At 73.6% G+C, this 23604-nt stretch carries 18 protein-coding genes; 7 read left to right on the top strand and 11 right to left on the bottom strand.

What is annotated here, in order from left to right; translation table 11 throughout:
- The first annotated feature begins 176 nt into the window (after positions 1–176).
- A complete protein-coding gene (locus tag CBP52_RS09090) occupies positions 177–1445 on the top strand; it encodes a cellulose binding domain-containing protein (protein ID WP_094180672.1) in 1269 nt (422 codons plus the stop codon).
- An 83-nt stretch (positions 1446–1528) separates the two neighbouring features.
- Here the strand turns inward: CBP52_RS09090 and CBP52_RS09085 are convergent, their stop codons facing one another.
- The gene (locus CBP52_RS09085; RefSeq protein ID WP_094180671.1) at positions 1529–2248 is read right to left on the bottom strand and encodes an exonuclease domain-containing protein; all 720 of its coding nucleotides are present in this window, start codon (positions 2246–2248) and stop codon (positions 1529–1531) included.
- Positions 2249–2326: 78 nt separating this feature from the next.
- Between CBP52_RS09085 and CBP52_RS09080 the strand changes: the two genes are divergently transcribed.
- Positions 2327–3451: a GuaB3 family IMP dehydrogenase-related protein gene (locus tag CBP52_RS09080; protein WP_094180670.1), complete on the top strand. Its 1125-nt coding sequence runs from the start codon at positions 2327–2329 to the stop codon at positions 3449–3451.
- A 38-nt stretch (positions 3452–3489) separates the two neighbouring features.
- On the opposite strand, the gene CBP52_RS09075 is transcribed toward CBP52_RS09080, so the two are convergent.
- The 5 genes from CBP52_RS09075 to CBP52_RS09055 all read right to left on the bottom strand — a co-directional run bounded on the left by CBP52_RS09075 (position 3490) and on the right by CBP52_RS09055 (position 8107).
- Positions 3490–4014, bottom strand: a complete 525-nt coding sequence (locus CBP52_RS09075) for a PH domain-containing protein (protein WP_094180669.1) — start codon at positions 4012–4014, stop codon at positions 3490–3492.
- Positions 4015–4099: 85 nt separating this feature from the next.
- Complete coding sequence (locus CBP52_RS09070; protein ID WP_232514773.1) at positions 4100–4864, bottom strand: ABC transporter ATP-binding protein; 765 nt, start codon at positions 4862–4864, stop codon at positions 4100–4102.
- A 65-nt stretch (positions 4865–4929) separates the two neighbouring features.
- Complete coding sequence (locus CBP52_RS09065; RefSeq protein WP_094180667.1) at positions 4930–5994, bottom strand: iron chelate uptake ABC transporter family permease subunit; 1065 nt, start codon at positions 5992–5994, stop codon at positions 4930–4932.
- Positions 5991–7040, bottom strand: a complete 1050-nt coding sequence (locus CBP52_RS09060) for an iron ABC transporter permease (protein ID WP_094180666.1) — start codon at positions 7038–7040, stop codon at positions 5991–5993. The genes CBP52_RS09065 and CBP52_RS09060 overlap by 4 nt, the downstream gene beginning before the upstream one ends.
- On the bottom strand, positions 7037–8107 hold the full coding sequence (locus CBP52_RS09055) for an iron-siderophore ABC transporter substrate-binding protein (protein ID WP_094180665.1): 1071 nt from the start codon (positions 8105–8107) through the stop codon (positions 7037–7039). Before CBP52_RS09055 ends, CBP52_RS09060 begins: the two co-directional genes overlap by 4 nt.
- A 186-nt stretch (positions 8108–8293) precedes the next feature.
- Between CBP52_RS09055 and CBP52_RS09050 the strand changes: the two genes are divergently transcribed.
- Complete coding sequence (locus CBP52_RS09050) at positions 8294–9961, top strand: succinic semialdehyde dehydrogenase (RefSeq protein WP_094182294.1); 1668 nt, start codon at positions 8294–8296, stop codon at positions 9959–9961.
- Positions 9962–10063: 102 nt separating this feature from the next.
- Here CBP52_RS09050 and CBP52_RS09045 read toward each other — a convergent pair whose 3' ends face one another.
- The 3 genes from CBP52_RS09045 to CBP52_RS09035 form a co-directional block, all read right to left on the bottom strand.
- Positions 10064–11263, bottom strand: a complete 1200-nt coding sequence (locus CBP52_RS09045; protein WP_094180664.1) for an acetate/propionate family kinase — start codon at positions 11261–11263, stop codon at positions 10064–10066.
- Positions 11260–13347 carry a phosphate acetyltransferase gene (gene pta / locus CBP52_RS09040; RefSeq protein ID WP_094180663.1) on the bottom strand — a complete coding sequence of 696 codons (2088 nt, stop codon included), beginning with the start codon at positions 13345–13347 and terminating at the stop codon, positions 11260–11262. The genes CBP52_RS09045 and pta overlap by 4 nt, the downstream gene beginning before the upstream one ends.
- A gap of 118 nt (positions 13348–13465) precedes the next feature.
- Complete coding sequence (locus CBP52_RS09035) at positions 13466–15946, bottom strand: phosphoketolase (protein WP_094180662.1); 2481 nt, start codon at positions 15944–15946, stop codon at positions 13466–13468.
- A gap of 288 nt (positions 15947–16234) precedes the next feature.
- Here CBP52_RS09035 and CBP52_RS09030 point away from each other — a divergent pair, with 288 nt between their 5' ends.
- Both CBP52_RS09030 and CBP52_RS09025 read left to right on the top strand, forming a co-directional pair.
- Positions 16235–17110 (top strand): SURF1 family protein, encoded by an 876-nt coding sequence (locus tag CBP52_RS09030; RefSeq protein WP_232514421.1) that lies wholly within the window; start codon positions 16235–16237, stop codon positions 17108–17110.
- Between the two features lie 161 nt (positions 17111–17271).
- A complete protein-coding gene (locus tag CBP52_RS09025; protein WP_141319929.1) occupies positions 17272–17688 on the top strand; it encodes a hypothetical protein in 417 nt (138 codons plus the stop codon).
- Positions 17689–17764: 76 nt separating this feature from the next.
- Here CBP52_RS09025 and CBP52_RS09020 read toward each other — a convergent pair whose 3' ends face one another.
- Positions 17765–19504 (bottom strand): ABC transporter ATP-binding protein, encoded by a 1740-nt coding sequence (locus CBP52_RS09020; protein ID WP_094180660.1) that lies wholly within the window; start codon positions 19502–19504, stop codon positions 17765–17767.
- Entirely contained in the window at positions 19501–21354 is a 1854-nt protein-coding gene (locus CBP52_RS09015) for an ABC transporter ATP-binding protein (protein ID WP_094180659.1), read from the bottom strand. The genes CBP52_RS09020 and CBP52_RS09015 overlap by 4 nt, the downstream gene beginning before the upstream one ends.
- Positions 21355–21481: 127 nt before the next feature.
- On the opposite strand from CBP52_RS09015, the gene guaA reads away from it, so the two are divergent.
- Together guaA and CBP52_RS09005 are read left to right on the top strand one after the other, a co-directional pair.
- The gene (gene guaA / locus CBP52_RS09010; RefSeq protein WP_094180658.1) at positions 21482–23065 is read left to right on the top strand and encodes a glutamine-hydrolyzing GMP synthase; all 1584 of its coding nucleotides are present in this window, start codon (positions 21482–21484) and stop codon (positions 23063–23065) included.
- 28 nt (positions 23066–23093) lie between these two features.
- Positions 23094–23522, top strand: coding sequence for a DUF3817 domain-containing protein (locus tag CBP52_RS09005; RefSeq protein ID WP_369826208.1), 429 nt, complete (start codon positions 23094–23096; stop codon positions 23520–23522).
- Positions 23523–23604: the final 82 nt, after the last annotated feature.

Raw genomic sequence — 23604 nt, 5'->3', positions numbered from 1 at the left:
AACCCCGCGAGACTCAACGTTTCACCCATGGGCCGGACGGTGCGGCGTGGATACCGTCTTCCCACCTCATGCCGTGGGGTCGGCGGCGCTCGTATGTGAGCGCTCAACCGGCCGGTCCGGGCGCGGTACCACTCGCACGACGCCGTGCGGCGCGTGCGCGACGGAAGGAGCACACGATGCCCGCTGGAGCTGCGACCGCACGACGGGCGGGGGTGGCGCTGCTCGCGGCGCTCGCCGTCGTCCTCGCGTGCCTCACCGTCGCCGCCTCGCCCTCGACCGCGGCGACGACCGCGGGCTGCGGGAAGGCCCCGACGCTGTCCACGGGACAGCACACCATCACCAGCGGCGGCGTGTCCCGCACGTTCCGGCTCGACGTCCCCGCGGGCTACGACCGCAACAAGCCGTACCGGCTCGTCGTCGGCCTGCACTGGTGGCACGGCACGTCCAACGACGTGGTGAACGAGAACTACTACGGCCTCAAGCCGCTGTCCGGGACGAGCACGATCTTCGTCGCGCCGCAGGGCATCGACAACGCCTGGCCCAACTCGGGCGGCCGTGACGTCACGTTCATCGACGACGTCCTGCGGCGCGTCGAGTCCGACCTGTGCGTCGACACCACGCAGCGCTTCGCGCTGGGCTTCAGCTACGGCGGCGGCATGAGCAACGCGCTCGCGTGCGCCCGTGCCGACGTGTTCCGCGCTGTCGCGATCCTCAACGGCGCCGAGCTCAGCGGGTGCGCCGGCGGCACGCAGCCGATCGCCTTCCTCGGCTCGCACGGCGTCAGCGACGACGTCCTCAACATCTCCATGGGGCGCTCGCTGCGCGACCGCGCGCTGCGGAACAACGGGTGCACGGCCCAGAACGCGCCCGAGCCCGCGCCGGGCAGCGGCACGCACACGCGCACCGCGTACAGCTGCCGTGCCGGCTACCCGGTGGTCTGGCTCGCGTTCGACGGCGGGCACGCGTGGGCCGCGCGCGACCGCAACCAGGGCCAGTCCTGGGTGCCGGGCGAGGTGTGGCAGTTCTTCACGTCGCTGACGTCGACGACGACCACGCCGCCTACCCAGACGACGCCGCCGCCGACCGAGACGACCCCGCCGCCGACCGGGACGACCCCGCCGCCGACCGAGACGACGCCGCCGCCGGTCACCGGCGCCTGCACCGCGCGGTACACGACGGTCAACTCGTGGCCCGGCGGGTTCCAGGGCGAGGTCACCGTCACGGCGGGCTCCGCCGCCCTCGGCGGCTGGACCGCGAGCTGGGCCCTCGCCTCGGGGCAGGGCGTCACGCAGGTCTGGGGCGGCACCTCGTCCGTGAGCGGCGGTCGCGCGAGCGTCGCGAACGCGCCGTGGAACGGGAGGCTCGCACCCGGGGCGTCGACGACGTTCGGCTTCATCGGCACGGGCTCGCCGAGCACGCCCTCGGTGGCGTGCGCGGCACGGTGAGCGGCGACGGCTGACGTCGCGCACCGCGAGGGTCGTCGTCCGCGTCCGGGTCAGCGCGGACGACGACCCGTCCGGGCCGCAGGTCAGCCGACCGCCGCGGGCGACGGGACGGTCATGAGGGCGTCGAGCACCGCCTGGGCCGCCTCGGCGGCCTTGCGCGCGTGGTACGCCGCGCGCCACGCGGCGACCGCCACGCGCTGCCGGTCGTGCAGGTCCTCGGGCGTCGCGGCCAGCAGCGCGGGGGACGACGCGAGCACCCGCTCCAGGACGTCGAGCGTCGCGAGCGCGTCGGCGTCCGCGGTGTGCAGCAGGCCCGTGGTCACGCCGTGGTGCTCGCACAGGTCGACGAGCCGGCGGCCGCCGGCACGCGCCGGGTCGGCCATCCGGTCGAGCACCATGGGGTCCAGGACCGGGCGGACCGGCCCGCCGAGGCGCTCGGGGAGCGTCGGCAGGCCGTGCCGGACCAGCTCCGCGTCGAGCACCGCGAGGTCGAAGTCCGCGTTGTACGCGACGAGCGCGCTGCCGCCGCGCAGTGCCGCCGCGATCTCGTCGGCCACCGCGTCCAGCGCGGGGCCGGGTGCGGTGCCGTGCTCGCGCACGTGCTCCGTCGTCAGCCCGTGCACCGCGCCGGCCGCCTGCGGGATCTCGACACCCGGGTCGACGAGCCACGTGCGCACGTGCGTCCCGGTGGCGTCCCGGCGCACGAGCGCGGCGCTCACCACGCGGTCGGAGCGCACGTCGACACCCGTGGTCTCGGTGTCGAAACCCAGCAGAGGCACGTGGTTCCAGCTCGCGGCGTTCACCCGCGCAGCATCGCACCGCGCACCGACACCGCCGAGGCAGCGACACGGCGCGCGAGATCGCCCCGGTAGGCTCGTCGGGTGAGCAACGAGATCGAGATCGGCCGCGGCAAGCGCGGACGGCGGGCCTACTCCTTCGACGACATCGCGGTGGTGCCCTCGCGGCGCACGCGTGACCCGCAGGACGTGTCGGTCGGGTGGCAGATCGACGCCTACCACTTCGACCTGCCGGTGGTCGCGGCCCCGATGGACTCCGTGATGAGCCCGGCGACCGCGGTCGCGCTCGGTCGCCTCGGTGGTCTCGGCGTGCTCGACCTCGAGGGTCTGTGGACCCGGTACGACGACCCGACCCCGTACCTCACGGAGGTCGCGGCGCTCGACCCGCAGCAGGCCACGGCCCGCATGCAGGAGATCTACGCGGCGCCCATCCAGCCCGAGCTGATCACCGCGCGGCTCAAGGAGATCCGCGCCGCGGGCGTCACCGTCGCGGGCGCCCTGTCGCCGCAGCGCACGCAGGAGCACTGGCGCACGGTCGTCGACGCGGGCGTCGACCTGTTCGTGATCCGCGGCACCACCGTCTCGGCCGAGCACGTCTCCGGCAGCGCCGAGCCGCTCAACCTCAAGCGCTTCATCTACGAGCTCGACGTCCCGGTGATCGTCGGCGGCGCGTCCACCTACACCGCGGCGCTGCACCTCATGCGCACGGGCGCCGCGGGCGTGCTGGTCGGGTTCGGCGGCGGCGCCGCCCACACGACGCGCGTCTCGCTGGGCATCCACGCCCCCATGGCGACCGCGGTGGCCGACGTCGCGGCCGCGCGCCGCGACTACCTCGACGAGTCGGGCGGCCGGTACGTGCACGTCATCGCCGACGGCGGCGTGGGCCGCTCGGGTGACCTGGTCAAGGCCGTCGCGTGCGGCGCCGACGCGGTCATGCTCGGTGCGGCGCTCGCGCGCGCGACCGAGGCGCCCGGACGCGGCTTCCACTGGGGGCCCGAGGCGCACCACCCGCACCTGCCGCGCGGCGAGCGCGTCGAGGTGGGCACGTCCGGCACGCTCGAGCAGATCCTGTTCGGCCCCGGCCGCACGGCTGACGGCACGCTGAACCTCATCGGCGCGCTGCGCCGGGCGATGGCGACGACCGGCTACTCGGACCTCAAGGAGTTCCAGCGCGTCGAGGTCGTCCTGTCGCCGTACCAGCCGCGCTGACGCCGTTCCCGACGGACGCCGGCCCCGCGGGGGCCGGGTCAGGCGTTCGGGAAGCGGTCGGGCTCGTCGTCCAGGCGGTCGTCGAGGCGTGCGTACAGCAGCGCGTGCACCTTCTCGACGCGCGGGATGTCCTCGAACTCCAGCGGGTCGTCCGACGCGGACTCGATGATGAGCGTCCCCGTGCGCAGGATCCGGTCCACCAGCCCGTGCCGGAACTGCACGGAGTTGATGCGCAGCACGGGGATGTCGATGCCGGAGCGCGTGAGGATGCCCTGGCGGAACATCACGCGGCGGTCGGTGATGACGAAGTGCGTGGTGCGCCACGACACGAGCTTCGCGACGAACCACACGAGCGCCGCGAGCCACACGACGGCGACGGCGACGGCGACGGCCGTCGCGACACCGTCGGACACCGAGTCGCCGGTCGACCACGCCAGCCCCCAGCCGCCGAGGGCGGTGGCGACGACGAGCGCCAGGCCCGGGGCGAGCAGCGCCTTGACGTGCGGGTGCTGGTGGACGACGACGACCTCGTCGTCGGTCAGCACGTCGTTCGGGTAGCCCACGGCTCCTCCTCGGTCCCGGCCGCCCGGCCGGCGGCGGCGTCGTCGGCGGAAGCATCCCACGCCGCGCGCCCCCCGCGGAACTCCGTCAGCCGGTCAGCTCCTGCGGCGTGACCTGCGGGTTCGTCGGCGTGTGGTGGCGTCCGACGGGCACGACGAGCGGCGTTCCCGACACCGGGTCGGCGATCACGCGAGCCGTCATGCCGAACACCTCCTCGACGAGCGCGGGCGTCACCACGTCGGACGGGGCGCCCTGCGCGACGAGCCGGCCCTCGCGCAGCGCGACCAGGTGGTCCGTGTAGCGCGCGGCGAGGTTGAGGTCGTGCAGCACCATGACGATCGTCGTCCCGCGCGCGCGGTTGAGGTCGGTGAGCAGGTCGAGCACCTCGACCTGGTGCGCGACGTCGAGGAACGTCGTCGGCTCGTCGAGCAGCAGCACGTCGGTCTGCTGCGCGAGCGCCATGGCGATCCACACGCGCTGGCGCTGGCCGCCCGACAGCTCGTCGACGGACCGGTCCGCGAGGTCGAGGATGTCGGTCGCGCGCAGCGCCTCCTCGACGGCCGCGTCGTCCTGCGCGGTCCACCGGCGGAACCAGCCCTGGTGCGGGTACCGGCCGCGTCCGACGAGGTCCGCGACCGCGATGCCCTCGGGGCTGACGGGCGTCTGCGGCAGCAGGCCGAGCACGGAGGCGACCTCGCGCGGCGGGATCGTGTCGATCGGGCGGCCGTCGAGCAGCACGCGGCCGGTCCGGACCTTCAGGAGCCGCGCCATCGCGCGCAGCAGCGTGGACTTCCCGCAGGCGTTGGCGCCGACGATCGTCGTGATCCGGCCCGCCGGGACCTCGAGCGTCATGTCGTGCACGACGACGCGCTCGTCGTAGCCGATCGTCGCGGCCTCGACCGCGAGGGTGTGGGTGCTCACAGGCTTCCTCCGGAGCGGTTGGTCCTGGCCAGGAGCCAGAGCAGGTAGGGCGCGCCCAGCACGCCGGTGACGACGCCCACGGGGAAGCGCGCGACGAGCAGGTGCTGGCCGACGAGGTCGCCCACGAGCACGAGCAGCGCGCCGACGAGCGCGGCGGGCACGAGCAGCGACCCGGTGCCGCGCACGAGCCGGTGCGCGATGGGGCCGGACAGGAACGCGACGAACGCGACGGGCCCGGTCGTCGCGGTCGCGACCGACACGACGGCCACCGCGACGACGATCAGGGCGAGCCGCGTGCGGTCGGGGCGCACGCCCAGCGCCGACGCGGCGTCGTCACCGAGCTGCAGCGCCGACAGGCGCCGCGAGAGCGCCAGCAGCACGGGCAGCAGCACCGCCATGGCGACCGCGAGCGGACCGACGCCCGGCCAGAACGCCGAGTTGAGGCTGCCGGTGAGCCAGCGCAGCGCCTCGTTCGCGTCGTACACGCCCGCGCGCGTCATCGCGTACGCGATGACCGAGTCGAGCATCGCGCCGACCGCGATGCCGATGAGCACCAGACGCGCGCCGTGCACACCGCCGCGCCACGACAGCCCGTAGATCGCCGCCGCCACGGCGATGCCGCAGACCACGGCGACGAGCGACAGCGCCGTGCCGCTGAGCCCGAACATCGTGATCGCGACCACCGCGGCAGCGCTCGACCCGGCGCTCACGCCGATGATGTCGGGGCTGGCCAGCGGGTTGCGCAGCATCGTCTGGAACACCACGCCGCCCATGCCGAACCCGAGGCCGACGAGCAGACCGGTGAGCATCCTCGGCAGTCGGATCGTCTCGACGTTGAACGTGGCCCCCGGCACGCGCTCACCGAGCAGGACCTGCAGGACCTGGGCCGGTGAGTAGGTCCGCTCGCCGACGCACAGCGTCACGACGGCGACGACGAGCAGGATCCCGACGAGCACGCCCACGACGGTGCGGCGGCGGCGCGCGCGTGCGCGACGTCCGGCGCTGACCGTGCTGATGCCTCCTGGGGCGGGCCGAGCCGCGGGAGGCAGGACGGCCGTCACAGCTCGCGCACCTTCTGCCGGCGGATGATCGCGATGAACACGGGCGCGCCCAGCACGGCGGTCACGATGCCGACCTCGACCTCCTGCGGCCGCGCGACGACGCGCCCGACGACGTCCGCGGCGAGCAGCAGGGCGGAGCCGAGCGCCGCCGCGTACGGCAGCAGCCACCGGTGGCTGGGGCCGGTGAACGCGCGCGCGAGGTGCGGGACGACGAGCCCGACGAACCCGATGGGGCCCGCGATCGCGACCGACGCGCCGCACAGCAGCACCGTCGCGAGCGCGCCCACCCCGCGCACGAGGCCGACGCGCTGACCGAGCCCGGTGGCGACCTCGTCGCCGAGCGCGATCGCGTCCATGCCGCGCGCGCAGCCGACCGCGAGCACCGTGCCGACCACGAGGAACGGCACGATCTGCCCGATCTCGGCGTACGACGCGCGGCCGATCGACCCGACCTGCCAGAACCGGAACGTGTCGAGCACGTCGGTGCGCGTGAGCAGCACCATGGACACGGCGGAGAGCAGCGCGGCGGACGTCGCGGCACCCGCGAGCGCGAGCTTGAGCGGGGTGGCGCCCTCGCGGCCCATCGAGCCGATCGCGTAGACGAGCAGCGACGCGAGGGCCGCGCCGAGGAACGCGGCCCAGACGTACTGGGTGAGCGTCGCGAGGCCGACCCAGGCCATGCCGAGCACGACGAACAGCGACGCGCCCGAGCTGACCCCGAGGAGCGCGGGGTCGGCGAGCGGGTTGCGCGTGAGCCCCTGCATGACGGAGCCCGCGAGGCCCAGCGCGGCGCCGACGAGCAGGCCCAGCAGCGTGCGCGGCACGCGGGAGGCCACCGCGGCCTGGGCGATGGTGTCGTCGGGGTGCAGCACACCGGCCACGACGTCGGACCAGCCGACGACGCGTGAGCCGAACGCGAGCGAGCACACGACGGCGACGACCACCGCGAGCACGCACACCGCGAGCCCGGTCGCGCGTCGCGGGCGCGCCGACGCCGGCCGCCTCGGGGCGAGGTCGGCCGGCGTCGCGGTGGTGCGCAGGGTCACCCGACCTTCTTCGCCGCCGCCTCGAACTTGTCGAGGTAGTCGTCGAGGACCCACGGGATCGACAGGACCGTCGGGCCGGACGTGGCGGCCGAGAGCGGGCCGTCGTTGGGCATGACGACGACCGAGCCGCGCTGCACCGCCGGGATCTTGCCGTAGAGCGGGTCGGCCTGGAGCGTGGCGAGCGTGCTCTCGTCGCCGTAGGTGACCAGGATGTCGACGTCCGCGAGCTCGTCGACGCGCTCGGCGGACAGGGTGATGTAGAACTCGTCGGTCTCGCCGGCGAGCGCGGTGACCGACGGCGCGACCGTCAGGCCGAGGTCCTCGACGAGCTGCACGCGCGCGTCGAGCGGCGAGTACAGGCTCACGGTGGTCGCGGCCGACGGGTCGATCCAGCCGTACGCGAACGTCTTGCCCGCGACGTCGGGGCGCGCGGCGAGCGCGTCGGCGATCTGTCCCTCCACGTCGTCGACGAGCTCCTGCGCCTGCGTCCCCAGGCCGAGCGCGCGGCCGTCGATCAGCGCCATGTCCTGCCAGCTCGTGCCCCACGCGTACTGCGGGTAGGAGACGGTCGGGGCGATGCCGCTGAGCGTGTCGAACTGCTCCTTCGTCAGGCCCGAGTAGGCCGCGAGGATGACGTCCGGCTCGGTGTTGTTGACCGACTCGAACGGGATGCCGTCGGTCTCGTCGAACAGCACGGGGAGCTGGTCGCCCGTGGCGCCGAGCTCCTCGAGCGCCGCGTACGTCCAGGGCAGGACGCCGTCGGTGTCGTCGTCCCCGTACGTCGACTTCTGGATGCCGACGGGCACGACGCCGAGCGCGATCGGCACGTCGTGGTTGCCCCAGTTGACCGTGGCGACCCGCTGCGGCTGCGACTCGATCGTGGTGTCGCCGAACGTGCTCGTGATCGTCACCGGGAACGCGTCCGACGAGGCGGCCGTCGTCGCGGCGCCGGTGGGTGCCGCGCCGTCGTCGGAGCCCGACGAGCAGGCGGTGAGCGCGAGCGCGGCGGCGGCCGCGACGGCGGCGAGCCGGATCGGGCGCGGGGCGCGCAGGAGTGCGGGGCGCATGGGGGTCCTCACGGTGGGGAAGGAGGCGCAGGCCTCTGACGTGCGTCGATTAGGCGAGCCTCACCTTAGTCCGCCCACGCGCGTGCTCCAAGGTCACCGTGATCACAGCACGGCGTCAGAAACGACACCCGGACACCGCGCACGGGCGTCCGCGGGTGCGTGGGCGGCCGCGCGTACGCTGACGGGATGTCGCAGGATCACGAGGGGCAGCGCCCCGGTCACGACGGCGGGCAGCGCGGCTCGGCGGAGCTGTACGACCCGGAGACCGACCCGCTCGCCACGTACGTCCTCGAGCCCGAGGACGTCGCGACGCTGCTGCGCCGCGTCGTCGCCTCGCCCGGCGCGCAGACGCACACCTCCCACGCGCCGTTCACGGGCGCGCCGATCGCCGCGGTCCCGCTCTCGACGCCCGACGACGTCGCGCGCGCGGCCCGCTCCGCGCGCGCCGCGCAACGGCTGTGGTCGGCCCGTTCCGTGCGTGAGCGCGCCGCGGTCCTCTCACGCGTGCACGACCTGGTGCTCGCGCGGCAGTCGGACGTGCTCGACCTCATCCAGCTCGAGACGGGCAAGGCGCGCGTCTCCGCGTTCGAGGAGGTCGCGGACATCGCGCTCGTCGCACGGCACTACGCCGCGCGCGCCCGGCGCTACCTCGCGCCGCGGCGGGTGCTCGGCACGGTGCCCGGGCTCACCGACGTGCGCGTGCTGCGCCACCCCGTCGGCGTGGTCGGCATCATCGCGCCCTGGAACTTCCCGCTCACGCTCACGCTCGGGGACGTCCTGCCCGCGCTCGTCGCCGGCAACGCCGTGCTGCTGCGCCCCGACCCGCAGACCGCGCTCACCGCGCTGTGGGCCGCCGAGCTGCTCGAGGACGCCGGGCTGCCGCCGGGTGTCCTCCAGGTCGTCGTCGGCGACGGCCCCACGGTCGGCGCCGCCGTCGTCGAGCACGTCGACCACGTGAGCTTCACCGGCTCGACCCGCACGGGCCGCGCGGTCGCGGCGAGCGCGGGGGACAAGCTCGTGCCCGCGACGCTGGAGCTCGGCGGCAAGAACGCGATGTACGTCGCCGACGACGTGGACGTCGAGACGGCCGCCGAGGGCGCGGTGCGCGCGGCCTTCGTCGGCGCCGGGCAGGTGTGCGTGAGCATCGAGCGCATCTACGTGCACCGCGACGTCCGGGACGACTTCCTCGAGGCGTTCGCGCGGCGCACGCGGGACCTGCGGCTCGGCGCCGGGCTCGACTACCGCAGCGACGTCGGCTCGCTCACGTCCGCCGCGCAGCTCGCGACGGTCGTCGAGCACGTGGAGGACGCCATCGGGCTGGGCGCACGCGTGCTCGCGGGCGGGGTGCACCGTTCCGACCTCGGCCCCTGGTTCTACGAGCCCACCGTGCTCGTCGACGTCTCGCCGCACGCGCGGCTGTTCCGCGAGGAGACGTTCGGGCCCGTCGTCGCGGTCTACCCCGTCGCGTCCGACGACGAGGCCGTCGCCGCGATGAACGACACCGAGTTCGGGCTCAACGCGAGCATCTGGACGCGCGACGCGCGTCGCGGGGCCGCGCTCGCGCGGCGCGTGCACGCGGGCACCGTCAACGTCAACGAGGGCTACGTGGCCACGTGGGGCTCGGTCGGCGCACCGCAGGGCGGCTGGGGCGCGTCGGGCATCGGCGTGCGGCACGGGCGCGAGGGGCTCTGGGAGACGACGCGCCTGCAGAGCGTCGCGGTGCAGCACGGCGCGCACGGCGCGCTCGGGCTGCCGCCGTTCGGGCTGCGACGCCTCTTCGAGCTCGGGACCGACGTGTGGCCGCAGGTCTACACCGAGCTCCTGCGTGTCATGAAGGCCGCCCGGCTGCCCTGACCCGGCACGACGACGGCAGGTGGCCCGCTCTCGCGGACCGACCTGCCGTCGTCGTGGTGTCGGGGATGGTGCCGGGGACGGTGTCGCGGACGGTGCGCCCGGTCAGCGGTCGCGGACCACGTCCAGCGCCTGGCGGGCGATCGCCAGCTCCTCGTTCGTCGGGTAGACGACCACGGTCGTCGCCGAGGCCTCGGTCGAGATGACCGTCGGCTCCTTCTTGCGGCCCGCGTTGCGCTCCAGGTCGATCTCGATGCCGAAGCCCTGCAGCCCCTCGAGGGACCGCGCCCGGACGATGTCGTCGTTCTCGCCCACGCCCGCGGTGAACGCGATGACGTCCACCCCGCCCATGACCGCGGCGTACGAGCCGATGTACTTCTTGATGCGACGCGTGTAGACGTCGACCGCGAGCCGCGCGTCCTCGTCACCCGACTCGACGAGGTCGTGGACCTCGCGCAGGTCGTTGTGGCCCGTCAGGCCCTTGAGGCCCGAGCGGCGGTTGAGCAGGTCGTCGATCTCGTCGATGCTCATGCCCGCGTTGCGCGACAGGTGGAACACCACGGCCGGGTCGATGTCGCCCGTGCGCGTCCCCATCACCAGGCCCTCGAGCGGCGTCAGGCCCATCGACGTGTCCACCGCGTGACCGCCGTCGACGGCCGAGACGGACGCCCCGTTGCCCAGGTGCAGCACGATCGTCCTGGTGGTCGCCAGGTCGCGGCCGAGGAACTCCGCGACCTCGCGCGAGACGAACTGGTGCGACGTGCCGTGCGCGCCGTAGCGGCGGACCTTGTACGTCGCGGCGACCTCGCGGTCGATCGCGTACGTCGCGGCCGCCGCGGGCAGGTGGTGGAAGAACGCCGTGTCGAACACCGCGACGTGCGGCACGTCCGGCAGCAGCGCGCGCCCCACCCGGATACCCGTGAGGTTCGCCGGGTTGTGCAGCGGGGCGAGCGCGGACAGCTCGTCGATCTTGCGCTCGACCTCCGCGTCGACCAGCACCGGGCCGTCGAACGCCATGCCGCCCTGCACCACACGGTGACCCACCGCGACGACGTTCGCCTCCGCGAGGTCCGGACCCGCCACCTCGAACAGGCTCAGCACGCGCCGCAGGCCCTCGCCGTGGTCCGGGATGTGCAGCTCACGCTCGGTCGTCGTCCCGCCGTGCACGTGCCGCAGGGAGCCCGTGGGCTCGCCGATGCGCTCGACGACGCCCGACGCGACCGCCGCTCCGGTGCCGAGCTCGACCAGCTGGTACTTGATCGAGGACGACCCCGAGTTGACGACCAGGACTGTCTGGGTGGTCATGCCTGAGCCTCCTCGCCGGCCTGCTGGGCCTGCGCCTGGATCGCGGTGATCGCGACCGTGTTGACGATGTCCTGCACGAGCGCGCCGCGCGACAGGTCGTTGACCGGCTTGCGCAGGCCCTGCAGGACCGGGCCGATCGCGACCGCTCCCGCGGAGCGCTGCACGGCCTTGTAGGTGTTGTTGCCCGTGTTCAGGTCCGGGAAGACGAACACGGTCGCCCGGCCCGCGACGGCGGAGTCCGGGAGCTTGGTCTTCGCGACCGACGCGTCGACCGCCGCGTCGTACTGGATCGGTCCCTCGACCGACAGGTCGGGCCGGCGCTCGCGCACGAGCGCGGTGGCCGCCCGCACCTTGTCGACGTCCGCGCCCGAGCCGGACTCGCCGGTCGAGTACGAGAGCATCGCGATGCGCGGCTCGATGCCGAACTGGATGGCCGTCTCCGCCGACGAGATCGCGATGTCCGCGAGCTGCTCGGCGCTCGGGTCCGGGATCACCGCGCAGTCCGCGTAGACGAGCACGCGGTCCTCGAGACACATGAGGAACGCCGACGAGACGTTCGAGACGCCGGGCGCGGTCTTGATGATCTCGAAGCTCGGCTTGATGGTGTGCGCGGTGGTGTGCAGCGCACCCGAGACCATGCCGTCCGCCAGACCCAGGTGGACCATCATCGTGCCGAAGTACGACACCGACGGGACGATCTCCCGGGCCCGCTCGACCGTCATGCCCTTGTGCGCGCGGATCTTGGCGTACTCGCCCGCGAACCGGTCCACGTACTGCGGGTCGTGCGGGTCGATGACGTCGGCCGCGTCCAGCGCGAGGCCCAGCTCCGAGGCGCGCGCCCGGATCGCGGACTCGTCGCCGAGGATCGTGAGGTCCGCGACGCCGCGCTCGAGCAGAGTCGAGGCCGCCCGCAGGATCCGGTCGTCGTTGCCCTCGGGCAGGACGATGCGCTTGCGGTCGGAGCGGGCGCGGTCCAGCAGCGTGTACTCGAACATCAGCGGCGTCACCACGTCCGGCTTCGCGACGTCGAGCGCCGCGAGCAGACCCGGGCCGTCGACGTGCCGCTCGAACAGGGACAGCGCGGTGTCGACCTTGCGCTGCGAGTCGGCCGACAGCCGCCCGCGCGTCGAGGCGACCGTGCTCGCGGTACGGAACGTGCCCAGGTCGGTCGCGATCAGCGGCAGCCGGCTGCCCAGGCCCTCGACCAGCCGCGAGATCGTCTTCGACGGGCGGAACCCGCCGTTGAGGATGATGCCCGCGAGCGTCGGGAAGCCGTCCGCCTGGTGCGCGAGCAGCAGACCGAGCAGGATGTCGGACCGGTCGCCCGGAGTCATGATGACCGCGCCGTCCGAGAGGCGACCGAGCAGGTGCTCGATCTCCATCGCGCCGACGAGCATGTCGAGCACCTCGCGGCCCAGCAGCTCCGGGTCGCCCGAGATGAGCGTGCCGTCCACCGCCTCCATGAGCTGGCGCATGGTCGGCGCGGACAGCAGCGGGCTCTCCGGGAGCGCCCAGGTCGGCCGGTTCAGCGACGTCTGGAGCAGGCGGCGGACCACGTCGAGCGCGGGCTGCGCGCAGCGGTTCGGCACGATCGCCGCGACGTGCGCGTGGTTCAGCGCGAGCTCGTTGACCGCGACCTCCGCGACCTGCTCGATCTCGTCGGGCCGACGGCGGGCGCCGTTGATGACCAGCACGACGGGCGCGCCCAGGTTGGCCGCGATCCGCGCGTTGAACGCGAGCTCGGTGGGGGAGGTGACGTCGGTGTAGTCGGTGCCGACGATCACGACCGCGTCGCAGCGGCGCTCGACCGCGTGGAAGCGCGCGACGATCTGCGACAGCGCCTCCTCGGGGTCGTCGTGCACCTGCTCGTACGTCGTGCCGATGCACTCGTCGTACGACAGGCCCACGCCGTCGTGCTCGAGCAGCAGCTCGAGCACGTAGTCACGCGCCTGCGTCGAGCGCGCCACGGGGCGGAACACCCCGACGCGCTGGACGGTGCGGGCGAGGAGGTCGACGAGACCGAGGGCGACGGTCGACTTGCCGGTGTCGCCCTCTGGAGAGGCGACGTAGATGCTGCGGGCCACGGTGGGCGTGCTCCAGTCCTGCGGGGAGGGGTGGTGCTTCTAGCGGGTCGTGCTGGTGGTGCAGGTTCGTGAGGTGACGGCGGGGGCGGGCCTGACCGGGCCCGCCCCCGCGTGTCGTCTACTCGTTGTCACCGCCCGTCGCGACGGTCGCGGCCACCTGGCCGGAGTCGGACAGGTCCTGCGCGTCGGGCCACACCCAGTCGCGGACCTCGGGAAGGTCCTCGCCGTGCGCCCGCGTGTACTCGCGGGCCCGGAGGCGGGCGTCGACCATGCGCTGGCGCAGGCCGGCCTGCGACGCGCGCAGCCAGTGCACGTGGTCGATGACGTCGATCACCAGGTGGTACCGGTCGAGGTCGTTGAGCATGACCATGTCGAACGGCGTCGTCGTCGTGCCCTCCTCCTTGTACCCGCGCACGTGCAGGTTCGCGTGCCCGTTGCGGCGGTACGTGAGGCGGTGGATGAGCCACGGGTAGCCGTGGTAGGCGAACACGATCGGGCGGTCGGCGGTGAAGATCGTGTCGAACTCCGCGTCCGTCAGGCCGTGCGGGTGCTCCCGTGCGTCCTGCAGGCGCATGAGGTCCACGACGTTGACCACGCGGACCTTGAGCTGCGGCAGCTCGCGGCGCAGGATGTCGACCGCGGCGAGCACCTCCAGCGTCGGCACGTCGCCCGCCGCCGCGAGCACGACGTCCGGCTCCTCGTCGGGCGCCTCCGAGCCCGCCCACTCCCAGATGCCGAGGCCGCGCGTGCAGTGCGCGACCGCCTGCTCCATGGTGAGGAAGTTCGGCGCGGGCTGCTTGCCCGAGACGACGACGTTGACGTACTGACGGCTGCGCAGGCAGTGGTCGTACGTGCTCAGGAGCGTGTTCGCGTCCGGCGGCAGGTACACCCGCACGACCTCGGCCTTCTTGTTGACCACGTGGTCGATGAAGCCCGGGTCCTGGTGGCTGAAGCCGTTGTGGTCCTGACGCCACACGTGGCTCGACAGCAGGTAGTTCAGGCTCGCGATGGGCCGGCGCCACGGGATGTCGTTCGTGACCTTGAGCCACTTCGCGTGCTGGTTGAACATCGAGTCGACGATGTGGATGAACGCCTCGTAGCTCGTGAACAGGCCGTGCCGCCCGGTGAGCAGGTAGCCCTCGAGCCACCCCTGGCACTGGTGCTCCGAGAGCATCTCCATCACGCGACCCGCGCGAGCCAGGTGCTCGTCGACCTCGGGACCCAGCAGCTCGGCGTTCCACTGCTTGTCCGTCACGCCGTACACCGCCTGCAGACGGTTCGACGCGGTCTCGTCGGGACCGAAGATCCGGAAGTTGTCCGGGTTCCGGCGGATGACCTCCGTGAGGTACTCGCCCAGGACGCGCGGCGCCTCCGAGATCGAGCCGCCCGGCTTGGGCACGTCCACCGCGAAGTCACGGAAGTCCGGCAGACGCAGGTCCTTGAGGAGGATGCCGCCGTTCGCCTGCGGGTTCGCGCTCATGCGCAGGTCACCCGACGGCGCGAGCGCGCGGATGTCCGGGTCGAGCCGGCCGGTCGCGTCGAACAGGTCCGCCGCGCCGTACGACTCGAGCCACTGCTCGAGCACCTGCAGGTGCTCCGCGGTGTCCCGTGCGTTCGCGAGCGGCACCTGGTGCGCGCGCCACGAGCCCGTCGTCTTCTTGCCGTCGATGACGTCCGGACCCGTCCAGCCCTTCGGCGTGCGGAACACGATCATCGGCCAGGCCGGCCGCGTGAGGTCGCCCGCCGCCGCACGCGCCTTGATCGCGGCGATCTCGTCGAGCACCTCGTCGAGCAGCGCCGCGAACCGGCGGTGCACCTCGACCATCGGCTCGTCCGTGTCGTAGCCGCCCTCGAAGACGTAGGGCTTGTGGCCGTAGCCGACCATGAGCGCGCGCAGCTCGTCGTCGCCGATGCGGTCCAGCACCGTCGGGTTGGCGATCTTGTAGCCGTTGAGGTGCAGGATCGGCAGCACCACGCCGTCCTGCGCGGGGTTGACGAACTTGTTCGAGTGCCAGCTCGTCGCGAGCGGGCCCGTCTCCGCCTCGCCGTCGCCGACGACGGCCGCGACCAGCAGGTCGGGGTTGTCGAACGCCGCGCCGTACGCGTGGGACAGTGCGTAGCCGAGCTCGCCGCCCTCGTGGATCGAGCCGGGGGTCTCGGGGGCCACGTGGCTCGGGATGCCACCCGGGAAGGAGAACTGCCGGAACAGCCGGCGCATGCCCTCCTCGTCCTCCGTGATGTCCGAGTAGACCTCGGAGTACGTGCCGTCGAGGTACGCGCTCGCCACGAGTCCGGGACCGCCGTGGCCCGGGCCCGTGACGTAGATCGTCGACTGGCTCCGCTCCGCGATCGCCCGGTTGAGGTGCGCGTACAGGAAGTTGAGGCCGGGGGTGGTGCCCCAGTGGCCCAGCAGGCGCGGCTTGACGTGGTCCCGGGTCAGGGGCTCACGCAGCAGCGGGTTGTCGAGCAGGTAAATCTGGCCGACCGACAGGTAGTTGGCGGCGCGCCACCACTTGTCGATGCGCCCCAGGGTCTCCTCGGAGACCTGCGAACCCTGTCCGGTCTGCCATGCGGTCGTCGCCGCCGTCGTCGTGCTCATGCATCGCTCCCCGTGTCGTCCCACGGCGTGCGCCGCAGGTCTTCGAGCCGGATCCAGCCTCTACCGCACGCTCTGCGACCCGTGGGACGTCCGACCCACGGGCGTCAGCACGCCATCTGCCATACAACCGCATTCCGAGCGGTGCCGCAGGACCAGATCGTCGCAGGTCACGGGCAGTTTGCGGGTGCGCGGGCGGGGCCCGGCGCGCCGCGCGACCCCGGGCGCAGGCGGCGGTGTGACGTTGGTGACGCAGCCGAGGCGCGCACAGCCCGCGGGTTACCGTGGAGCGTGCCCGAACGACCCCTCGCGCCCGCACCGGCCGAGACCCCCGCGGCGGACGGCGCGTGGGCGGTGCGCCGCGCCGACGAGCCGACGAGCATGCTGCGCGCCGCCGTGCGACCCCGGATGCTCGGGCTGCTCGTCGTGCTGCTCGCCGCGGCCGCGGTATGCGGGATGCTCGGCGCCTGGCAGCTCGACCGCGCGGAGATCCGTGGGTCGCGTGCGCAGGCCGAGCACGAGGCGGCGATCGTCGCGGCGGACCCCGTGCCGCTGGGCGACGAACTCGCGCCGCAGACCACGTTCCGCGGCGAGCTGGTGGCGCGCAAGGTCACCGTCACCGGCACGTACGAGGCGTCCGGGCAGGTGCTCGTGCGCCAGCGCGTGCACGACGGCACGTCCGGCTACCTGGTGCTCACGCCGCTGCGGGTCAGCGACGCGGGCGGCACGTCCGGGCGGGATGCCGCGGGCGCCGTGCTCCCCGTCGTGCGCGGGTGGGTCGCCACCCCGCAGGACGCCGACGTCCCGCCCGTCGGCCCGGTCGACGTCGTCGGGTACCTGCAGGCCTCCGAGGAGTCCGGCGACGGTGTCGAGGACGGCGAGGTCGTCGCGATCTCCTCCGCCGAGCTCGTCGGCGCGTGGGGCGGCCCCATCTACACCGGGTACCTGGTGCTCGTGGCGTCCGAGCCCGGCCAGTCGGGTGCGCTCGCGCTGCTCGACCCGCCCACCACGCCCGGCTCGGAGCTCAACCTGCAGAATCTCGCGTACGCGGCGCAGTGGTGGATCTTCGGGGCGTTCGCCGTGCTGCTCTGGCTGCGCATGGTGCGCGACGAGGCCCGCGGGCGGCCCGCCGACGAGCCCACCGCGCCGCAGACCACGGCGACCTGACCCCGTCCGACCTCGTGGCCGGGTCCGGCGCTCGTGGGTCTGCTCGTGCCGTGGGGTCGTCCGGCACGCCGCACCGACCCGAGACGCACGCGCCGCCAGGTGCGACGATGCACCCGGGCGCGGGGGTGCGCCGGGACGGTCGCGGACGACAGGAGACGAGCATGCTCGCGCAGGGCACCTACGACGCCGACTACATCGCGGACAGCCGGGGCCAGGTCGAGGCCGACATCGCGGCGTTCGACAACGCGCGGGCGGACGCCGACAGCGACGACCACGCGCTCGACGACCTCGAGCTCAGCTACTTCGCCGCGCTCGTGCTCGCGCTCGAGATGCGGTTCGTGCACCGCAAGCGCGGCCGGGAGGGCACGGACGGCAACGCGCTCAACGAGGTGCGGCTGCTGGCCCGGTCGCTCATGACGAACGGCGGGCGGCTGCTGGAGGACCCCGCGATCACGCTGGACCCGGCGCGCAGCGTGCTGGGCCTGCGGCCGGGGGACGACATCGTGGTGCGGTACGAGGACTTCGTGCGCCTGTCGCGGGCGTTCTTCGACGAGCTCGAGGCGCGCTACCTGGACTGACGCCGACCTGGACTGACTCCGACGCCCCTGTTCGCTGTGGGCGAACAGGGGCGTCGGACCGGCTCCGCGGCGGGCGTCAGGCGGACTCGTGCTGCCAGGACCGCCACAGCGCCGCGTAGTCGCCGCCGGCCGCCACGAGCTCGTCGTGCGGGCCGATCTCGGTGATCCGGCCGCCGTCGACGACCGCCACGCGGTCGGCGTCGTGCGCGGTGTGCAACCGGTGCGCGATCGCGACCACCGTGCGGCCCTCCAGCACGCCGTTGAGCGAGCGCTCGAGGTGCCGGGCCGCGCGCGGGTCGAGCAACGAGGTCGCCTCGTCGAGGACCAGCGTGTGCGGGTCGAGCAGCACGAGCCGCGCAAGCGCGACCTGCTGCGCCTGGGCCGGCGTGAGCGGGGCACCGCCCGAGCCGATCTCGGTCTCGAGCGCCTCGGGCAACGCGCACACCCAGCCCCACGCGTCGACCGCCTCGAGCGCACGGCGCAGGTTCTCCTGCGAGGCGCCCGGGGCCGCGAGACGCAGGTTGTCCGCGACCGTGCCCACGAACACGTGGTGCTCCTGGGTCACGAGCGCGACGTGCCCGCGCAGCTCGTCCAGCGGCAGGTCGACGAGCGGCACGCCGCCCACGGTCACCGTGCCGCCCGTGGGCGGGTGGATGCCCGCGAGCATGCGGCCGAGCGTCGACTTGCCCGCGCCCGACGGCCCGACGACCGCGAGGCGCTCGCCAGCGCGCAGGTCGAGGTCCACGCCGTGCAGCACGTCGTGACCCTCGCGGTACGCGTACCGCAGACCCCGCGCGCGCAGGTCCTCGTCGACCGGGGTCCCCTCGCGCACCTCGCGGTCCGGCTCGACGAGCCGCACCCCGACGATGCGCGCGAGCGACGTCGCGGCGACCTGGATCTCGTCCAGCCAGAAGATGAGGTCCCAGACCGGGCCGGACACCTGGTAGGTGTACAGCACGATCGTCGCGACCACACCGATCGTCACGTGCCCCTGCGAGACGAGCCAGCCGCCCCACAGCAGGACCGCGACGGGCGCGGTGATGAACGCGAAGTCGACGCCCGGGAACAGGACCGTGCGCAGGTTCAGCGTCGCGGTCTCCGCCTCGAACGCCTCGCGCAGGTCCGCCTCGACGCGCGCCTGCCGACGCGCGCCCATGCGCAGCGCGTCGATCGTGCGCGCACCCTCGACCGACTCGGTGATGGTGCCGTTCAACGTGGCGTAGGAGGCCGACTCGCGCAAGTACGCGGGCGTCGCGCGACGCAGGTACCAGCGCACGATCACGAGCATCACCGGCACGCCGACGAACATCGCGACGGCGACCAGCGGCGAGAGCACCAGGCACGCGACGACCGTGAGCGTGATCGTCACGACCGCGACGATCACGCGCGGCACGCCGAACCGCACCGCGTTCTGCAGCTTGTTGACGTCGTTCGTCGTGCGCGCGACCAGGTCGCCCGTGCCGGCGCGCTCGACGGTCGACAGCGGCAGCGACGTCACGGTCTCGATGAACTCCTCGCGCAGGTCGGCGAACACCATCTCGCCGAACCGCATCGAGGACCGCTGGGCGAACCGCGTGAGCACGGTCTGCCCGAGCACCGCGCCCGCGCCGACCGCCACGAGGGCGTTGACGTAGCCCGTCGTCGTGCCGTCGGCGACCGCGTCGACCAGCCGCCCGAGCAGCCACGGGCCCGCCAGGCCCAGGACCGCCGCGCAGGTGTGCAGCACCGCGATCCCGCACAGCGGGCGGCGGTGCGCGCGCAGCAGGTACGCCGCGTAGGCGCGCACGGTCGCGGAGTCCGCGATGGGGAGCTTCACGGCCGTCCTCCTGTCCTGTCCCGGGCCCCGGCGGGCTCGTCCTGCAGCAGCTCGTCGAACGCCTCGTCGGCGATCGGGTCGTCGTCGCCCACCTGTGCGACGCCGTGCGGTGGTGTCATCTCGTCGAGGTCGCGCCCGACGACGCGGCGGTACGCCGCGCCGTGCGCGTCGGTCCGCGCGAGCAGCCCGGCGTGCGTGCCCGTCGCGACCACGCGCCCGTCGACCAGCAACTGCACCTCGTCGACGTGGTCGAGGACGAGCGGCGAGGCGGTGACGACCAAGGTGGCCCGCCCGCGCCGGGCCTCGGCGAGCCGCGCCGCGATCCGGGCCTCGGTGTGCGCGTCGACGGCCGAGGTCGGCTCGACGAGCAGCAGGATCTCGGGGTCCAGCAGCAGCGCACGCGCGAGCGCGACGCGTTGCCGCTGGCCGCCCGACAGCGACCGGCCCTTCTCGGGCAGCTCGCCGTCGAGGCCGTCGGGCACGGAGTCGAGCACGTCGTGCGCGTCGGCCAGCGTGATCGCGTGCAGCAGCCGTTCCGCGTCCCGCGTGCCGTGCACGTCGAGCTCGGACGCGAGCGTCCCGGAGAACAGCTGCGGCGTGGCCTCGGCGAGGACGACACGCTCGCGCACCGCGAGCTTGTCGAGCTCGGCGAGCAGCTCGCCGCCCAGCCGCACCGGGGTGTCCGCCTCGGCCGCGTCGTCGAACCGCGCCATGCGCGTCGCGACGGCCGCGGAGGCGTCCGGGTCGACGCACACGAGCGCCGAGACCCGGCCCGGGGTGACGACCGTGCCGGAGACCTCGTCCACGAGCGGGACGTGCGCGGGCGGCATCGGGCGGGTGCCCGGCCGGGCACCCGTCGCGGGCACCACGCGCAGCACGTTCAGCACCTTGCTCGCGCCCACGTGCGCGCGTGTCGCCGACTGCACCGTGTACGTCATCTGCTGCACCGGCCACGACAGGAACGCCGCGAACCCGTACGCCTGCACCAGCTGGCCGGGCGTGATCTCGCCCGCGACCGCGAGGTGCGCGCCGTACCAGATGAGCACGACGACGAACGCGCCGGGCAGCAGCACCTGGAGCGCGTCGAGCCAGGACTGCGTGACCGCGACGTCCTCGCCCTTGCGTCGCACGAGCTGCGACTGCTCGCGGTAGCGCGCGGTGAACACGCCCTCGCCGCCGATGCCGCGCAGGATCCGCAGGCCCGAGACCGTGTCGGAGCCGAGCGTCGTCAGCCGTCCGGACGCCTCACGCTGCGCGGCCTGCCGCCGTTGCAGCGGCTTGACGAGCGCGGCGATGCACACGGCGACGGTCGGCAGGCCGAGCAGCACGATGAGGCCGAGCGACACCGACGTGCGCAGCATGACGAACGCGGCGATGCCGTAGGCCACGACCGAGCCGATGAACCGGGCCGACGTGTGGTAGATCTCGCCGATCCGCAGCGCGTCGTTCGCGACCGCGGACACGACCTCGCCGGTCGGCAGCTCGGCCGTGATGGTGTGCCCCGAGTGGGACACGCGGCGGCCGACGAGCTGGGAGGCGGCGAACGACGCGCGCAGCCAGTTCTCGACGTCGTACCGGTGGCCGACCGCACCCGCGGTGGCCGAGACCACACCCAGCCCGAGCAGCATCGCCGCCGACCGCCACAGGTCCGCGCCGAAGCCGTGCGCGAGGCCCGAGTCGATCGCGTGGCCGGTGACGTAGGGCAGCGCCGCCTGGCACGAGAACATGAGGACGCCGAGCAGCGCGCCGACGGTGAGGATGCCCCACTGGCGGCGCGCCTGCCACACCAGGTACGCCACGGGCCCCGTCAGAGGCGGGGTTCCCGGGTCGGTGAGGGGGAGGGATCGCACCCGCTCCACGTTACGTGCGGGCACCGACAGACCCGGAACGCTTTTCCGCGCCCGGGCCGGACGTCGTCGGGTTCCCGGGCGTGGACGGCGGGCCGGAGCAGGCCGGCGCGGCGACTACCCTGGGGGCGTGACCCAGACGCCTGAGCCCACCGCTCATCGCCCGGTCCTCGTCGTCGACTTCGGCGCCCAGTACGCGCAGCTCATCGCGCGCCGCGTGCGCGAGGCCAACGTGTACTCCGAGATCGTGCCGCACACGGCACGCGTCGAGGACCTGCTGGCCAAGGACCCGGCCGCGATCATCCTGTCGGGCGGCCCCTCGTCGGTGTACGCCGACGGCGCGCCGTTCGTCGACCCCGCCCTGTTCGAGGCGGGCGTCCCCGTGCTCGGCATCTGCTACGGCTTCCAGGCCATGGCGCAGGCCCTCGGCGGCACGGTCGCGCAGACCGGTCTGCGGGAGTACGGCGGCACCGCGGTCGAGGTGACGCGGGCGGGCACCGTCCTTTCGGGCAGCCCCGAGCAGCAGACGGTGTGGATGAGCCACGGCGACGCGGTGCACGCTGCGCCGGAGGGCTTCGAGGTGCTCGCGACGAGCGAGGGCTCGCCCGTCGCCGCGTTCGAGGACCGCGAGCGGCGCCTGTTCGGCGTGCAGTGGCACCCGGAGGTGCGGCACTCGCCGCTGGGTCAGAAGGCGCTCGAGAACTTCCTGTACGAGGGTGCGGGCCTCGCGCCCGACTGGAACCCCGGCAACGTCATCGCCGAGCAGGTCGAGCGGATCCGCGCCCAGGTGGGCGACGCGCGCGTGATCTGCGGGCTGTCCGGCGGCGTCGACTCCTCGGTGGCCGCGGCGCTCGTGCAGCGCGCGGTGGGCGACCAGCTCACGTGCGTGTTCGTCGACCACGGCCTGCTGCGGGACGGCGAGGCCGAGCAGGTCGAGCAGGACTTCGTCGCGTCGACCGGCGTGCGGCTCAAGGTCGTCGACGCGCGGGCGCGCTTCCTCACGGCCCTCGCGGGCCACACCGACCCCGAGACCAAGCGCAAGATCATCGGCCGCGAGTTCATCCGCGTGTTCGAGGACGCGGCGCGCGAGGTCGTCGCCGAGGCGGGCGACCACGGCCAGGAGGTCAAGTTCCTGGTCCAGGGCACGCTGTACCCCGACGTCGTCGAGTCGGGCGGCGGCGAGGGCGCGGCGAACATCAAGTCGCACCACAACGTGGGCGGCCTGCCCGACGACCTGCAGTTCGAGCTCGTCGAGCCGCTGCGCACGCTGTTCAAGGACGAGGTCCGCGCGGTCGGCCTCGAGCTCGGCGTCCCCGAGGCGATCGTGTGGCGTCAGCCGTTCCCGGGCCCGGGCCTGGGCATCCGGATCATCGGCGAGGTCACGGCCGAGCGGCTCGACGTGCTGCGCGCGGCCGACGCGATCGCGCGCGAGGAGCTGACGAGGGCCGGGCTCGACCGCGAGATCTGGCAGTGCCCGGTGGTGCTGCTCGCCGACGTGCGCTCGGTCGGCGTCCAGGGCGACGGCCGGACCTACGGCCACCCGGTCGTGCTGCGGCCCGTGTCGTCCGAGGACGCCATGACGGCCGACTGGACGCGGATGCCGTACGACGTGCTCGCGACGATCTCGACGCGCATCACGAACGAGGTCCCCGAGGTCAACCGCGTGGTCCTCGACGTGACGAGCAAGCCGCCGGGCACCATCGAGTGGGAGTGACGGCGAGCCGGTGGACAGGGAGCAGGACGTGACGCAGGACGGGACGACGACGGGTGCGACGGGCACTGCGGGCGCCTCGGGTACGGCGGGCGCGTGGGCGACGAAGGCGCGCGGCTCGCTGACGCGCTACCGCGTCCTCGCGTGGGTCACCGGGGTGATGCTGCTGCTGCTCTGCGTGGAGATGGTGCTCAAGTACGTGGTCCACTCGCCGGTGGCGGACGCGTTCGCGTGGATCCCGTACGCGCACGGCTGGATCTACGTCGTGTACCTCGTCACCGTCTTCGACCTGTGGGCCACGATGCGCTGGGGCTTCGGCAGGCTCGTGACGATGGCGCTCGCGGGCGTCGTGCCCGTCATGTCGTTCGTGCTCGAGCGCCGCGTGCACGCCCAGGCGCTCGCGCGCATCGACGCCGCGGCACCCCGCTCGCCCGCCGCGCCGGGCCCCGTCGAGGGCTGACCCTCCGGGCACGGCCCGGACGTGCCCGCCCGGCACGCCGCGGGTGCGTCCCGTGCGCCCCTCGCTAGGCTTGACGTGCAGG

This window comes from Cellulomonas sp. PSBB021 (genome assembly GCF_002240455.1).
Lineage (GTDB): Bacteria > Actinomycetota > Actinomycetes > Actinomycetales > Cellulomonadaceae > Cellulomonas > Cellulomonas uda.
This window is presented reverse-complemented; position numbering and strand designations above follow the sequence as displayed.

What these genes read in the sequence shown, in the direction of transcription:
- CBP52_RS09090 (WP_094180672.1), top strand. Translation starts at nt 177, where the DNA reads ATGCCCGCTGGAGCTGCGACCGCACGACGGGCGGGGGTGGCGCTGCTC.
- CBP52_RS09055 (WP_094180665.1), bottom strand. Translation starts at nt 8,107, where the DNA reads ATGCGCCCCGCACTCCTGCGCGCCCCGCGCCCGATCCGGCTCGCCGCC.
- CBP52_RS09050 (WP_094182294.1), top strand. Translation starts at nt 8,294, where the DNA reads ATGTCGCAGGATCACGAGGGGCAGCGCCCCGGTCACGACGGCGGGCAG.
- CBP52_RS09035 (WP_094180662.1), bottom strand. Translation starts at nt 15,946, where the DNA reads ATGAGCACGACGACGGCGGCGACGACCGCATGGCAGACCGGACAGGGT.
- CBP52_RS09070 (WP_232514773.1), bottom strand. Translation starts at nt 4,864, where the DNA reads ATGACGCTCGAGGTCCCGGCGGGCCGGATCACGACGATCGTCGGCGCC.
- CBP52_RS09025 (WP_141319929.1), top strand. Translation starts at nt 17,272, where the DNA reads ATGCTCGCGCAGGGCACCTACGACGCCGACTACATCGCGGACAGCCGG.
- CBP52_RS09045 (WP_094180664.1), bottom strand. Translation starts at nt 11,263, where the DNA reads ATGACCACCCAGACAGTCCTGGTCGTCAACTCGGGGTCGTCCTCGATC.